The following is a 14,087-nucleotide window of genomic DNA, read 5'->3' as shown; positions in this document are numbered from 1 at the left end:
CAGCATTGATGACTTAATGATTTAGCGGATGAAGATACTTTCCGTCGCCGGCAAGGTGCGTGATGCGATACTTGTGCGGCGGCACGGAAAAATAGTTCTTGAACGTGCGGGTCAGCGTCTGCTGGGATTCAAACCCGTACCGTTCGGCTAAATAGAGAATCGGCTCGTCGCTCTCTTTCAGCTTCTGGGCGATCTCGGTCAGTTTGCGATTGCGAATATATTGTCCCAGGGAGTGCCCGGTCTCTTTTTTAAACATTCTTTGCAGGTGCCACTTAGAGTAGCCTGAACGCTGGGAAACCTTCTCTAGCGATAAAGGGGTTTCCAGGTTCTCTTCTATCCAGTCCAAAATGCTATGTACTGTCACTGCATCGTTATTGCGTCTGGACATCGTCTCACCTCATTTCAGCTTTACGGCAAAACCTTTGTCAGCAGGTGATAAAGCGCGTCGACTTCATCTGCCGTCAGGTTTTTAGTTAGTTCCTGGTGCAGGTCCTGGCCTACGAGGCTGTGGCATTTCTCACACAGCGTTTTCCCTTCGGGCGTCAGCCTCACCAGAACGCCGCGTTTATCGTTCGGGTTAGGCAAACGCTCGATCCAGCCCTTACAAAGCAGGCGATCGAGCATGCGGGTTAACGCGCCGAGATCTACCGACAGCACTTTCTTTAACTCAACCGGCGTTATGCACACCTGGCAATAGATGGAGCAGAGCACCTTAAATTGCGTGGCGGTGATATCCAGCGGCGAAAGATAATCGTTGAGCAGGCGGTCTTTATGCTGATTAACCATGTGAATCAGCCGACCGAGTGGGATCATTTCATTAAACAGATCGCTTGTACTTTTCACTATGGTTGCCCAGGCAAGTAGATTAATCACGCGAGATATTATTGCCAGGGCAAGTATAAGTCAACGTGATGGTCCATCGGCGAAAAAAAATGACACAAATAGCTAAAACGTTTCAGTGGGCAGGGCAAGTTTAACCCTGCAACAAAACCCTGACGGCATTAAGCGCAATTGATTAGTATACTCGGCTGAAATAACGTAACGGACATAGGGGCTTACTGATGATTGAATTACTGCAGGCCATTGGGCTTGGGCTGATGGTGCTCTTGCCGCTGGCAAACCCCCTGACAACGGTTGCGCTGTTCCTGGGGCTCGCAGGGAATATGAACGGCAAGGCGCGAAATCGCACGGCGGTAATGGCCTCGGTGAACGTGTTCATCATTATGATGGTTGCGTATTACGCCGGTCAGGTCGTCATGAGCACTTTTGGTATCTCAATTCCGGGCCTGCGTATTGCGGGCGGGCTGATCGTCGGGCTTATCGGTTTCCGCATGCTGTTCCCGCAGCAGAAGGCGCACGAGTCGCCGGAATCCAGAAGCAAGCATGAAGAGCTGAGCGAGGAGCCGGAGACCAATATTGCCTTTGTGCCGCTGGCAATGCCGAGCACCGCCGGGCCGGGGACCATTGCGATGATCATCAGCTCAGCCTCAACCATTAAACACGGCGTCGACTTTACTCCGTGGGTTGTACTGGTTGCGCCACCAATTATCTTCATGCTGGTGGGGATCATTCTGTGGGCAAGCCTCCGCAGCTCCGGTGCCATTATGCGCATGGTAGGTAAAAGCGGCATCGAGGCCATATCGCGCCTGATGGGCTTCCTGCTGGTCTGCATGGGCGTGCAGTTCATCATCAACGGCGTAATTGAAATCATTAAAACGTGGCCTGCGTAAGCCACAAGGAGGCGGATATGAAAAATCTCAAACTACCCCAGGATGACTACAACGCGGTAGTAGGGCATATCGTTGATTATATGGAGGACAAACACGATCTGCAGCTCGGCCAGTTCGAAGCCGAGTTCTTTCTTGACGATCTGGTGAAGAAGATCGCACCGCTCTTTTATAATCAGGGGCTTAACAAGGCGATGGACGTGATCAACAACAACGTGCTGACGCTCGAAGAGCTGCTGGATCTGGAGAAGGAAGTGTGAAATGAGGACGAGGGTGACAAACCATATATAACGCATATAATGGATATAACCGCGTAAGTAATAGCCGTACGGAGGTGACAAATGGTTTCGAAGGCAAATCTCGCCCGGCGTAATGATATGCCCTGTAACGTGCAGGCTTTGAGCGGCAAAGAACTGCATCATTTGAAGCTCAATAAGGAATCTGAATATCTCCTCATTGATTTAGGTGACATCTCCGGACGGCATGCTGCTTTTGGCGAAATGATGGAAATAGCGATAGAAGCTGCCGTAAACGCGGCGCTGTCATCGCTCATTTCACTGAACGATGAGGTGAGTCGCTCATCGCATCTGGCTGCTGCAGAAAAAAAGCAGCAGAGAGCCGAACGGAATGCTCGTCGTCTTGATAAGCTTAATGAGCAGATTTTGCAGGATTCTGTCTGGTTGTCGGCCCGTGAACTCTCCGATAAAGCCAATTTTAAAAATGGTAATCCAAGCGCTGGCCCAAATCGCTGGAAGGCATCCGGGGCAATTTTTGCTGTTCCAGTTAATGGCAAAGACAATTATCCCAGATATTTACTGGACGAAGGATACCGCCCGTTACCCGCGGTAAAAAAAATCCTCAGTATTTTTGGCGATAGCAAAACGCCCTGGGGCCTGGCAATCTGGTTTGGCTCAGGCAATAGCTGGCTTGATGGTCAAAAACCAAAAGATGTGCTGGCCACAATGTCCGAACGGGTAATTGCTGCCGCTAAGGAAGAGTGCGAGGGAGGACTCCATGGCTAAAGGACACAAGGAGGTGTCTGAAGCATCACGCGAATTTCCTGTCCCGCCCCGGAATTTAAGAGTCAATACCACACTCTGGCTCGCCGGGACTCAAATCTATCGTATCCATTCAAAACAATTTACGGCAGCCCAGTTTAACCCAGGTGCGGGTAATGCTCGTTTCAGCCCCTTGAGAAATGGTGTCAGCACGCTTTATGGCGGGGTGAGCACAGGCGTGGCTTTAATGGAGACGCTATTTCACGATCTCCCAGTCCATACAGATGGCGTATCGTTCGATCTCCGACGGGCCGAAAATGCGGTCCATTCTGTTCTCGCCCCCGTAAGTGATTTAATGCTGGCAGATCTGAATCCCAGGACGCTCCGCAAAATAGGCGTTACGCGCGCCGAACTGCTGGACTCATCGGCGTCACAGTATCCTTTAACGCGAGAGTATGCGCTGGCTATTTATGAGGCTCACCCGGAACTCCATGGGTTGCAGTGGTCATCCCGGCAGCACGGCGGATTTGCCATAATGCTGTTTGGCGACAGGGTTAAACATGACCTGCTTCAGGTGCTCGTTGAATCAGAATTATTGCTGGAGTCTGAGATGTTAATGGATATTCTTGAAGAAGAAGCCGATCAGCTTGGCCTGATATTGCTGGAGCCCGGCGGGGGGAGGAAATGAGCGGGTGGCGTAACGGCCACCCGAATTTGTTTAACTATGATGAGCCTGCTCTTCCAGCGCAGCGGGCCAGCGGCGGAAAATCAGTACCGACCAGATCAACGCCGCCAGCGCCGGTATCGCGCCCACCCAGCCGATGCTGGCCATCGACAGGTGCAGGCTGACCTGATTTCCCAACAGCGCTCCCGCACCGATGCCGATATTAAATATCCCGGAAAAGAGCGACATGGCCACGTCCGTGGCGTCCGGCGCCAGCGCAAGAACCTTCACCTGCATCCCCAGCCCGATCACCATGATGGCGATCCCCCAGAACATACACAGAATCGTCAGGTTAACGTTGCTGTCAGAGGCAGGCAGCAGCAGTACCAGGCACAGCACCAGTAAGGCAATGGCGCCGCTGATAAGCGTGGAAGCATGTTTATTGCCAAGCTTGCCAAACAGCACGCTGCCAATAATACCCGTGCCGCCAAGCACCAGCAGCAAAAGCGTCGCAAAATTCGCGCTTAGCCCGGCTACAGTGTTCACAAAGGGTTCAATGTAGCTGTAAGCCGTGTAGTGAGCGGTAACAACGACTGCCGTCAGCAGATAGGTGCTCACCAGCGCAGGACGGCGGAACAGCTGCGGAACGCTGCTCAGCGAGCCTGAGTGTTCGCTCGGCAGTTTCGGCAGCAGTTTTGTCAGGCAGACCAGGGTAATCGCCGCAACCACGCCGATAGCAAAGAAGGTGGTACGCCAGCCAAAATATTGCCCGACTATACGTCCCAGCGGCAGGCCGAGCACCATCGCGAGTGCTGTGCCGGTAGCAATCAGGCTCAAAGCCTGAGCTTTTTTCCCCGCCGGGGCCATGCGAATTGCCAGCGAGGCGGTTATCGACCAGAAAATAGCGTGGGCAAAGGCGATGCCGATGCGGCTAATAACCAGCACGGTAAAGTTCCACGCGAGGAAAGAGAGCACGTGGCTTGCGATAAACAGCATGAAGATGCCAATCAGCAGCTTGCGCCGTTCAACCATGCTGGTCATCAGCATAAACGGCAGCGACATCAGTGCCACCACCCAGGCGTAGATCGTCAGCATAATGCCGACCTGCGCGGTCTCCATGCCGAAACTGTTGGCAATATCCGACAGCAGGCCGACGGGCACAAATTCAGTGGTGTTAAAGATAAACGCCGCGACGGCAAGAGTGACGACTCGCAGCCACGCGGTTTTGCGTGAGACCGTGTTTAAAGTCATAAGAGAGTTTCGCGTAGGTCAAACAGACGGGAGAAAAGCGATCATAAAACCATCGATCGGGGCATACAACTCATTTTGTGATATATATCTCATTTATTTGCGGGGCGGCGAGGGTGTGAAAAATTGTATACGCTTACTCAATGGCTTATGGCAGTGTAAGCGTGATGCACAGACAAATAACAACGAGAGGTTTAGCTATGCAACCCATTGACTTTTACATGGTGGATGCTTTCGCCGACACCACCTTTGGTGGCAATGCCGCCGCGGTTTGTCCGCTCACGGAATGGCTGCCGGATGAAACGCTGCTAAATATGGCGAAGCAGCATAACCAGTCAGAAACGGCATTCTTCGTCACCACTGATTCAGGTTTTGAGCTGCGCTGGTTTACCACGCAATATGAAATCAATCTCTGCGGCCACGCCACGCTGGCGGCGGCCCACGTAATTTTTGAGCATCTCGATTATCCCGATGCGGTCATCCAGTTTGATACGCGCTTCGTGGGGCCGCTGAAGGTCACCCGTAATGGCGAATGGCTGACAATGGATTTCCCGGCCTGGGCAACGGAGCCGGTAATGCCTCTGCCGCTGCTGCTGGAAACGCTGGGGATCAGCGAATGCAAAGAAGTCCGCGTAGCGCGGGACTATATAGTCGTTCTGGAAAACCAGCAGCAGGTGGAAGCGGTTAAAGCAGATATCAACGCCATGATCCCGTTGGAAAAAATGGTCTGCATTACTGCTCCTGGTGACGGCGATTACGATTTTGTCAGCCGCTTCTTCTGCCCTGGCGAAGCCGTGGCGGAAGATCCGGTGACCGGCTCCACGCACAGCATGCTCATTCCTTACTGGGCGGAAAAACTGGGTAAAACGCAAATGCTGGCGCGTCAGGTATCCGAACGCGGCGGTGATTTGCGCTGCCAGCTCGAGGGAAGCCGCGTGCATATTGGCGGCAAAGCGTCAACCTATCTGATTGGCAAAGTCCTGCTACGCTAATGCATACGTGCCTCCACCGCGGTGGCACGCTCTAAACCCAGTGAGATTGCATATGGATTTGGTTAAAAAAATTCTGGCTGTATCCGTCGCCGCGCTGCTGTTTTCGCAGGCTGCTTTTGCCGCTAAAACAATAATCTACACCGACCATGAAGCGCTGGGCGGTATGCGTACACGCTTTCTGAACGATGTTTTCTTTCCAGCGGTGGAAAAAGAGTCTCATGGGCGGTTAAAAATAGAGCCGCACTGGGACGGTAAGCTTTCCACAAGCTACCGCGCCTTACAGACTGTTTCGAAAGGGGCCACGGCAGATATGGCCGTTGTGGTACCCGAATATTCCGCTGGCGAACTGCCGCTGCATCAGATTTTCAAAAGTTTTCCCGTCGGGCCTGCTGCCGATAAACAGGTCGCTTTTTTTCGTCGCGTGTATAAAGAAGTACCCGCTTTTCAGGCCGAGCTGCTTAGGGCTAACATCATGCCCGTCTTTATTGCTACAGGGTATCCCGTGGCATTTTTCAGCACCCATGAAATCAAAAAGCTCGACGACCTGAAGGAGACCAAATGGCGCACGGCGAGCTTCTGGCATCAGGACTTTCTGCGCAATGCCGGGGCCACGCCGGTCACCATGCCCTGGGGCGACGGCATCTACAAGGCGCTCGCGAACGGCAGACTGGACGGGGTGATGGTCAACGTGGACAGCGGCTATGAGCTCGAAGTGCATGAGGCCGCACCGTACGTGCTGATCTCCCCCGAGCTGTGGCTGGGGCATGTTTATCTGGTAGCGATGAATAAACAGACCTGGGATGGGTTAAGCAAGGAGGATCGGCAGGCTTTACGGCGCGCCGCGGCGTCCTCCTATATAACGCTGGGGGATATTATGAAGCAGAAAATGCTCATGCAAATCAGCGATATGAAAAAGCAGGGCGCACAGGTCAGGCTCGTCCGGCATGCGGAAATTCTGAAGTGGGAAAAGGCCACCCGCTACCAGGACGTTCAGGCAGACTGGGTGAAGGAGCAGGAAAGCAAGGGCATCACCGAGGCCGGGCCGGTTATGCACCGCGTCACCGAAATTATGAAAGAGAGTCGATAGAGGAGCTGGCGTGCAGGAGGATCGCCAGCATCGTCCAGGGTTAAGCGTCCGGGTTCAGCAGCCCCATAAACACATCCAGCTGGCGGGTTTTAGCGCCGCGGCGCCAGATAAGCCAGGTTTTCAGATAGCGCCAGTCGGGCGGCAGCGGCCAGGCGCTGGCCTGATGGCTGCCGGGCATGCTCTCCAGCATGCTGCGCGGCATCAGTGCAATGCCCGCTCCGGCGACCACGCAGGCCAGCATACCGTGGTAAGACTCCATTTCGTGAATTTTCCCCGGCATCGCGCCGTCGTGGTGAAACCAGCTTTCAAAGTGGCGGCGGTAAGAACAGTTGGCCCGGAAAGCATAAATGTCAGACCCGTTAACCTGCCGCGCATCCCTGATGGCAGGATGATCGCCCGGTGTGACTATCACCATTTCTTCTTCGTATACGGGCACGCCGTCGAGCGACGGATGCAGTACCGGGCCGTCGACAAAGGCGGCGGAGAGCTTGCCCTCCAGCACACCGTCAATCTGATCTCCGGAAGGGCCGGTCGCCAGCGAGAGCTGAATTTTAGGGTAGCGCTGGTTGAAAGAGGCGAGAAGCGGCGGGATCCTGACGGCGGCGGTACTTTCCAGCGAACCCAGTGCCAGCATGCCCTGCGGTTCATCGCCGGCGACCACCATTCTGGCCTCGTCCACCAGCATAAGAATGCGTTTGCTGTACTCGAGGAAGCTGTGTCCGGCGGGCGCCAGCTTCAGGCGCTGGTTTTCACGAATAAACAGATCGACGCCGAGATCGGCCTCCAGTTGCTTGATGCGCGTGGTGAGGTTAGAGGGCACGCGGTGAACCTTCTGGGCGGCGGCGTTAATGCTGCCTGTTTCGGCCACGGCGTTAAACATCTCCAGCTGTATCAGGTCCATTTTTATTCTCATTTCGTGAATGGTACGCTTAGTATTATTCATTTTTAAACATTTCGCCTCTAGGATAAGGTAGCCTTACATCCACTGAACGAGGAATAACAATGCATTCTGCAAACCCGCAAACGCACGCCATCTCCCTTAACCCGGCGAACGGAAAGCAGCTCGCCGCTTATCCCTTTGCCACCGATGCCCAGCTGGATACGGCTTTGGTCAACAATCACCGCGCTTTCCAGTCCTGGCGAAATAGTCCCCTTACTCAAAGGGCACAGAAACTCAGAGATCTCGCCGTCGTGCTGCGGGATAACGCGGAAGAAATGGCCTGTATGATTACCGCTGAAATGGGTAAACCGATTGCCCAGGCGAGGGCGGAAGTCACTAAATCAGCAAATCTGTGCGACTGGTACGCGGAGCACGGTCCGGCCATGTTGAGTACGGAATCAACGCTGGTGGAGGATAATAAAGCGGTGATTGAATACCGTCCGCTGGGTCCGATTCTGGCCGTTATGCCGTGGAACTTCCCGCTGTGGCAGGTACTGCGCGGTGCCGTGCCGATCCTGCTGGCAGGAAACAGCTATGTGCTGAAACATGCTCCCAACGTGATGGGATGCGCGGCGCTAATTCAGGAAATGTTTATTAAAGCCGAATTCCCGCAGGATTTATTCTCGGTAATTAACGTCATGCCCGAAGGCGTCAGCAGGGCGATAAAGGATCCGCGCATCGCCGCCGTCACGGTAACCGGCAGCGGACGTGCAGGCGCGGCCATTGGCGCTCAGGCTGGAGCAGCGCTGAAAAAATGCGTGCTTGAGCTGGGCGGTTCCGATCCTTTTATTGTGCTCAATGATGCCGACCTTGAAGAAGCGGTCAAAGCCGCAGTCGCCGGGCGCTACCAGAACACTGGGCAGGTCTGCGCGGCGGCAAAACGCTTTATCGTTGAGGCGGGCATCGCGGATGCGTTTACCGGTCTGTTTGTTGCCGCTGCGGCAAAGCTGGTATCCGGTGATCCGCTGTCAGAAACCACGCAGCTTGGGCCGATGGCGCGCTACGATCTGCGCGACGAGTTAAATCAACAGGTGACAACGTCACTTCGTGAGGGGGCGACGCTGCTGCTGGGCGGGGAGAAGATGGCCGGAGAGGGAAATTATTACGCGCCAACCGTGCTGGGCAACGTCACCCCTGAGATGACGGCCTTTCGTCAGGAGCTCTTCGGGCCTGTTGCCGCCATCACCGTTGCACGAGACGCACAGCACGCGGTGGAGCTGGCAAACGACAGCGATTTTGGCCTCTCCGCCACGATTTTCACCGCAGACGAGCAGCGTGCCGAAGAAATGGCGGCACGGCTTGAGTGCGGCGGAGTATTTATCAACGGCTATAGCGCAAGCGACCCGCGAGTAGCGTTCGGCGGCGTGAAGAAGAGCGGATTTGGGCGCGAGCTGTCCCACTTCGGGCTGCACGAGTTCTGCAATGTGCAGACCGTCTGGAAAGATCGTCGTTAGAAACGTCAGGCAGCGGGTGTCCACCGCACTCGCTAAGCTTTTAAAAGCAACTTTACAGCCGATACACAGCGCTTTACCGTTTCGATAATGCAGTTATTTTGCGTGATACCTCTTTCTGTCAGGCGCTCGGTAAGAACGGGCCGCGCACAACAAGCTCTGATATAATAGCGGGCGTAAAATTCCCGCCACTTCAGGAGCTTTGGGTGCCCGTTCAGTTAGATAGCCATTTGCTGGAAGAGATTCTGGCGCAGGTCAGGCCCCTTATCGGCCAGGGGCAGGTGGCGGACTACATTCCCGCGCTGGCAGAGGTTCAGGCTGATAAGCTGGGCATTGCCGTCTGCACCGTTGACGGCGATCTGTTCACCGCCGGCGACGCGCAGGAGCGATTTTCCATCCAGTCTATTTCTAAGGTTCTGAGCCTGGTCCTCGCCATGGGGCGCTACGAAGAGGCGGAAATCTGGCAGCGCGTCGGCAAAGAGCCCTCCGGCCAGCCCTTTAATTCCCTTGTGCAGCTAGAGCTGGAGCAGGGGAAACCCCGCAACCCCTTTATTAATGCCGGTGCGCTGGTAGTCTGCGACATGCTGCAAACCCGCCTCAGTGCCCCAAGGCAGCGCATGCTGGAGGTGGTCCGTCAGCTCGCGGACCAGCAGGATCTGGCCTACGATGCCCGTATCGCAAAATCAGAGTTCGAACATTCGGCGCGCAACGCCGCCATCGCGTGGCTGATGAAGTCCTTCGGCAACTTCGACAACGACGTCATCACCGTTCTGCAGAACTATTTCCACTACTGCGCGCTGAAAATGAGTTGCGCGGAGCTGGCTAAAACGTTTCTGTTTCTGGCAAACCAGGGGCAGACGCTGCAGCATGATGAGCCGCTAATCACCCCGCAGCAGACCCGCCAGATTAACGCTCTGATGGTGACCAGCGGCATGTACGATGGGGCTGGTGAGTTTGCCTACCGGGTTGGCATGCCGGGCAAGTCGGGCGTCGGCGGAGGGATAATCGCCATCGTCCCGCACGAGATGTCGATTGCCGTCTGGTGCCCGGAGCTGGACGCCTCCGGCAACTCGCTGGCGGGCACCGCCGCGCTGGAGATCCTGGCGAAGCGTATTGGCCGCTCTATTTTTTAAGTAAGCTGCAAAGAAAAAGCAGGATGATGGCCAGACAACATCCATTAAGAATTTATAACCACTGCCCCGTGCCGGGCCTTTGCTGACGTCTTTGGGCTACCAGAAAATCATGGTACCCGGATGCGTCAGCAGCAGCAGGCTGACCGAACTCACCGTTACCAGCACCGCGCCCATAATTATTGTCACCATCACCGCTTCAGCAAGCGTCGACTTTCTCAATCACTTCTCCAGGTAATCATTAGTCTGGCCAATATAATGCCGCCACCGTAAACGACGCGTAAACCAGCGCCTGAGTACAACCTGTTGTACTCGCTGAAAATAAATCTGCGCTACTTGTCACATTTTTACCCGCGAGAGATCGCTTCCCGACGGCTGAAAAGCAAAGTTTGATCCGTTTCACATTTGACGGCTCCCCTGACCGCCACACTGATTCCATCAGACCAGACCGGAGTCCAGCATAGTGGAATCAACCAAAGTCCCCGCCCTGACGCGATCTATTGAGATCATGAATTTTATTGCCCGGCACGGCCCGACCAGCGCCGCGACGCTTATCAGCGAACTGGCTATCCCAAAAAGCACCCTTTATCTGCTGCTGGGCGAGCTGCGAAAGCACCGTTTTGTATCGGTAGATGCTCAGGATAACTATTGCCTGTGGACAAAACTGGTGGAGCTGGCGGAGCAGGCGCTAAGCAAAATCGATCTGCGCGACACTGCCCGCAGGCGGCTTACCCGGCTGATGGAGCTGACGGGGCTGCTGTGCCATCTGGGGATCATTGATGATGGCAACGCCTACTACATTCTGAAAATTGAATCCTCCTCGACGATAAGCGTGCGCTCCCACGAAGGCAAAAGCCTTTCGCTTAGCCGCTCCGGAATCGGCAAATGCCTGCTGGCATGGCAGCCTTCGCCGCTGCGGGAGAGCATTATGGACGGGCTTGATTATTCTCCCCGCACGCCGACTTCCATCACCACGCCCGAGCAGATGCGCCAGGAAACGGACAAAATCCGCCGCCAGGGCTGGAGCTATGACCACGGAGAAGACTACCCGGACGTTCGCTGCGTGGCCGCCCCGGTATTTAACGGTCATAACGCGCTTACCGCCGCGATTTCCGTAGTGGGTACCCGGTTACAAATCAACGATGACAATCGCGATCTTATCGCCAGTCAGACCATAGCCTGCGCGAAAGACATTTCCCGCCTGCTCGGCTGGCGCAGCCCGTTCGACTTAAAAGCGTCTTAACGTAACGTAAGGAGACAGACTCATGAACTTACCTAAAATCAAAGAAGTGCGTGCATGGTACCTGGGCGGGGCAACCGCCGAAAAGGGCAGCGGCGGGGCGGACTATCACGATCAGGGCAATCAGCACTGGATCGACGATCATATCGCCACGCCAATGAGCAAATACAAGCAGTATGAGCAGTCGCGCCAGTCGTTTGGTATTAACGTGCTGGGCACGCTGGTGGTAGAGGTGGAAGCGGATAACGGGCAGGTTGGTTTTGCCGTGTCCACCGCCGGGGAAATGGGCTGCTTTATCGTTGAAAAACACCTCAACCGCTTTATTGAGGGCAGGTGCGTCAGCGACATCAGGCTTATCCACGATCAGATGCTGGGCGCCACGATGTATTACTCCGGCTCCGGCGGCCTGGTGATGAACACCATTTCCTGTATTGACCTTGCGCTCTGGGATCTGTTCGGCAGGGTCGTCGGGCTTCCCGTCTACAAGCTTCTGGGCGGTGCGGTGCGTGACGAAATACAGTTTTATGCGACCGGCGCACGCCCGGATCTTGCCAAAGAGATGGGGTTCATCGGTGGGAAAATGCCCGCCCATTATGGCCCGCACGACGGCGATGCCGGGATCCGCAAAGATGCGGCGATGGTGGCTGAATACCGCGAGAAATGCGGCGATGACTTCTGGCTAATGCTCGACTGCTGGATGAGTCAGGACGTGAATTACGCCACGCGGCTTGCCCACGCCTGCGCGCCCTACAATCTGAAATGGATTGAAGAGTGCCTGCCGCCGCAGCAATACGAAGGCTACCGCGAACTCAAAAGGAACGCGCCTGCGGGGATGATGGTAACAAGCGGCGAACACCACGGTACGCTACATTCCTTCCGCACGCTTGGGGAGACCGGTATAGATATTATGCAGCCGGACGTGGGCTGGTGCGGCGGGCTGACTACGCTTGTTGAAATTGCCGCCATCGCGAAGTCGCGCGGCCAGCTGGTTGTGCCCCACGGTTCTTCGGTTTATTCCCACCATGCGGTGATCACTTTCACCAATACGCCGTTCAGCGAATTCCTGATGACCAGCCCGGACTGCTCAACTCTGCGACCGCAGTTCGACCCTATTCTGCTCAATGAGCCGGTGCCGATGAAAGGGCGCATGCATAAGTCAGTGCTGGATAAGCCCGGCTTCGGCGTAGAGCTAAACAGGGATCTCAAGCTGAAACGTCCTTACAGCCATTAATTTTAAGCGTCACGTTTTGCAGCCAAATAGCATGAAGTAAACGTGACGTTGTCACTTAAAAACGACCTCATTGAGGATATTCGCTATGGATTTAATTCTGAAGAGCGCGGTGAAGAAGAATCGGGCGCGGCTGATCCCGTTCATGCTGGCGCTTTATATTCTGGCCTTTCTTGACCGCTCAAACATCGGCTTTGCCAAAGAGACCTATCAGATTGATACCGGGTTGAGCAACGAAGCCTATGCTCTTGGCGCCGGTATATTTTTCGTGGTGTACGCTCTGCTTGGCGTTCCGGCGAATCTTTTGATGCGCAGGTGGGGGGCGCGCAGATGGATTGGGGGGACCACGCTGCTGTGGGGATTACTCTCTGCCGCCATGGGTTATGCGGACACGGAAGCAAAGTTTCTGCTGGTGCGCACCCTGCTTGGGGCCGCTGAAGCAGGCTTCTTCCCCGGCATGATTTATCTCACCTCCCAGTGGTTCCCGCAGCAAAACCGCGCCGCCATTATGGGCATGTTTTACATGGGGGCACCGCTGGCCTTAACGCTTGGCTCGCCGCTTTCCGGTGCGCTGCTCGAGATGCATGGTTTTATGGGCAGCCCGGGCTGGTACTGGATGTTCCTGATTGAGGGACTTCTGGCGGTGGCCGCCGGGGTCTTTACCTTCTTTTATCTGGACGATACGCCGCAGAAAGCCCGCTTTCTGAGTGATGAGGAAAAGCAGGTGCTGTTAGCGCAGCTGGCGAGCGAAGAGCAAACCAAAACTGCTTCTCGCTTCAGGGATGCCATCAGCAATGGCCGCGTCTGGCAGCTCGCGATTATCTACATGACTATTCAGATTGCCGTGTACGGGCTGATTTTCTTCCTGCCGACCCAGGTCGCGCAGCTGATGGGCACTAAAGTCGGTTTTACTGCTTCCCTGGTCACCGCCATTCCCTGGGTGGCCGCGCTGTTCGGCACCTGGTTCATACCGCGCTATTCCGACAGAACCGGCGACCGCCGCAACGTGGCGGCGCTGACGCTGCTTGCCGCGGGGCTTGGCATCGGTGTCTCCGGACTCGTCAGCCCTGTACTTGCCATTTTGGCGCTGTGCATCGCGGCGGTTGGATTTATCGCCGTGCAGCCCGTGTTCTGGACGATGCCTACCCAGCTGCTGTCCGGCACGGCGTTGGCCGCAGGCATCGGCTTTGTGAATTTGTTCGGGGCCGTGGGCGGATTTCTCGCACCGCTTATTCGCGTGGAGGCAGAGAAGGCTTTTAACAGCCACGCTGCGGGGCTGCTTGCTCTGGCGGGGATCGCCGTTGTTGGCTCGTTAATTATTTTTACGCTGAGCGTGGCAAAGCAGAATCCGCTTGCCGATCCGCAGCGTTCCTAACCTGGAG

The 14,087-nt window shown here is 55.3% G+C and carries 16 protein-coding genes; 11 read left to right on the top strand and 5 right to left on the bottom strand.

Annotated features, from left to right (window positions below; genetic code table 11):
- Positions 1 to 13 precede the first annotated feature (13 nt).
- Together marA and marR are read right to left on the bottom strand one after the other, a co-directional pair.
- Positions 14 to 388 (bottom strand): MDR efflux pump AcrAB transcriptional activator MarA, encoded by a 375-nt coding sequence (marA, locus tag ACA108_11170; GenBank protein XEX93987.1) that lies wholly within the window; start codon positions 386 to 388, stop codon positions 14 to 16.
- Between the two features lie 20 nt (positions 389 to 408).
- Positions 409 to 843: a multiple antibiotic resistance transcriptional regulator MarR gene (gene marR, locus ACA108_11165; GenBank protein ID XEX93986.1), complete on the bottom strand. Its 435-nt coding sequence runs from the start codon at positions 841 to 843 to the stop codon at positions 409 to 411.
- Positions 844 to 1,061: 218 nt separating this feature from the next.
- Between marR and ACA108_11160 the strand changes: the two genes are divergently transcribed.
- From ACA108_11160 to ACA108_11145, 4 genes are all read left to right on the top strand, one after another.
- Positions 1,062 to 1,730 carry a MarC family NAAT transporter gene (locus ACA108_11160; GenBank protein ID XEX93985.1) on the top strand — a complete coding sequence of 223 codons (669 nt, stop codon included), beginning with the start codon at positions 1,062 to 1,064 and terminating at the stop codon, positions 1,728 to 1,730.
- Positions 1,731 to 1,747: 17 nt separating this feature from the next.
- Positions 1,748 to 1,987, top strand: coding sequence for a DUF2164 family protein (locus ACA108_11155; GenBank protein ID XEX93984.1), 240 nt, complete (start codon positions 1,748 to 1,750; stop codon positions 1,985 to 1,987).
- A gap of 81 nt (positions 1,988 to 2,068) precedes the next feature.
- Positions 2,069 to 2,749, top strand: a complete 681-nt coding sequence (locus ACA108_11150) for an integrase (GenBank protein ID XEX93983.1) — start codon at positions 2,069 to 2,071, stop codon at positions 2,747 to 2,749.
- Positions 2,742 to 3,413, top strand: coding sequence for an RES family NAD+ phosphorylase (locus ACA108_11145; protein XEX93982.1), 672 nt, complete (start codon positions 2,742 to 2,744; stop codon positions 3,411 to 3,413). Before ACA108_11150 ends, ACA108_11145 begins: the two co-directional genes overlap by 8 nt.
- 30 nt (positions 3,414 to 3,443) lie before the next feature.
- Here ACA108_11145 and ACA108_11140 read toward each other — a convergent pair whose 3' ends face one another.
- Positions 3,444 to 4,640, bottom strand: a complete 1,197-nt coding sequence (locus tag ACA108_11140) for a sugar transporter (protein XEX93981.1) — start codon at positions 4,638 to 4,640, stop codon at positions 3,444 to 3,446.
- A 197-nt stretch (positions 4,641 to 4,837) separates the two neighbouring features.
- On the opposite strand from ACA108_11140, the gene ACA108_11135 reads away from it, so the two are divergent.
- Together ACA108_11135 and dctP are read left to right on the top strand one after the other, a co-directional pair.
- Positions 4,838 to 5,629, top strand: coding sequence for a PhzF family phenazine biosynthesis protein (locus tag ACA108_11135; protein ID XEX93980.1), 792 nt, complete (start codon positions 4,838 to 4,840; stop codon positions 5,627 to 5,629).
- Between the two features lie 52 nt (positions 5,630 to 5,681).
- Positions 5,682 to 6,716 (top strand): TRAP transporter substrate-binding protein DctP, encoded by a 1,035-nt coding sequence (dctP, locus tag ACA108_11130; protein ID XEX93979.1) that lies wholly within the window; start codon positions 5,682 to 5,684, stop codon positions 6,714 to 6,716.
- Between the two features lie 40 nt (positions 6,717 to 6,756).
- Here dctP and ACA108_11125 read toward each other — a convergent pair whose 3' ends face one another.
- Positions 6,757 to 7,617, bottom strand: a complete 861-nt coding sequence (locus ACA108_11125) for a LysR substrate-binding domain-containing protein (protein ID XEX98080.1) — start codon at positions 7,615 to 7,617, stop codon at positions 6,757 to 6,759.
- A gap of 101 nt (positions 7,618 to 7,718) precedes the next feature.
- On the opposite strand from ACA108_11125, the gene sad reads away from it, so the two are divergent.
- Together sad and glsB are read left to right on the top strand one after the other, a co-directional pair.
- The gene (sad, locus tag ACA108_11120; protein XEX93978.1) at positions 7,719 to 9,110 is read left to right on the top strand and encodes a succinate-semialdehyde dehydrogenase; all 1,392 of its coding nucleotides are present in this window, start codon (positions 7,719 to 7,721) and stop codon (positions 9,108 to 9,110) included.
- 203 nt (positions 9,111 to 9,313) lie between these two features.
- Positions 9,314 to 10,240 carry a glutaminase B gene (glsB, locus tag ACA108_11115; GenBank protein XEX93977.1) on the top strand — a complete coding sequence of 309 codons (927 nt, stop codon included), beginning with the start codon at positions 9,314 to 9,316 and terminating at the stop codon, positions 10,238 to 10,240.
- A gap of 96 nt (positions 10,241 to 10,336) precedes the next feature.
- On the opposite strand, the gene ACA108_11110 is transcribed toward glsB, so the two are convergent.
- The gene (locus ACA108_11110; protein XEX93976.1) at positions 10,337 to 10,459 is read right to left on the bottom strand and encodes a hypothetical protein; all 123 of its coding nucleotides are present in this window, start codon (positions 10,457 to 10,459) and stop codon (positions 10,337 to 10,339) included.
- Positions 10,460 to 10,697: 238 nt separating this feature from the next.
- Between ACA108_11110 and ACA108_11105 the strand changes: the two genes are divergently transcribed.
- The 3 genes from ACA108_11105 to ACA108_11095 all read left to right on the top strand — a co-directional run bounded on the left by ACA108_11105 (position 10,698) and on the right by ACA108_11095 (position 14,080).
- Positions 10,698 to 11,480, top strand: coding sequence for an IclR family transcriptional regulator (locus tag ACA108_11105; protein XEX98079.1), 783 nt, complete (start codon positions 10,698 to 10,700; stop codon positions 11,478 to 11,480).
- A 22-nt stretch (positions 11,481 to 11,502) separates the two neighbouring features.
- The gene (gene rhmD / locus ACA108_11100; GenBank protein ID XEX93975.1) at positions 11,503 to 12,708 is read left to right on the top strand and encodes an L-rhamnonate dehydratase; all 1,206 of its coding nucleotides are present in this window, start codon (positions 11,503 to 11,505) and stop codon (positions 12,706 to 12,708) included.
- An 85-nt stretch (positions 12,709 to 12,793) separates the two neighbouring features.
- Entirely contained in the window at positions 12,794 to 14,080 is a 1,287-nt protein-coding gene (locus ACA108_11095) for an MFS transporter (GenBank protein ID XEX93974.1), read from the top strand.
- Positions 14,081 to 14,087 lie beyond the last annotated feature (7 nt).

Source organism: Dryocola sp. LX212, assembly GCA_041504365.1.
In the GTDB taxonomy this organism is placed as follows: Bacteria; Pseudomonadota; Gammaproteobacteria; order Enterobacterales; family Enterobacteriaceae; genus Dryocola.
This window is presented reverse-complemented; position numbering and strand designations above follow the sequence as displayed.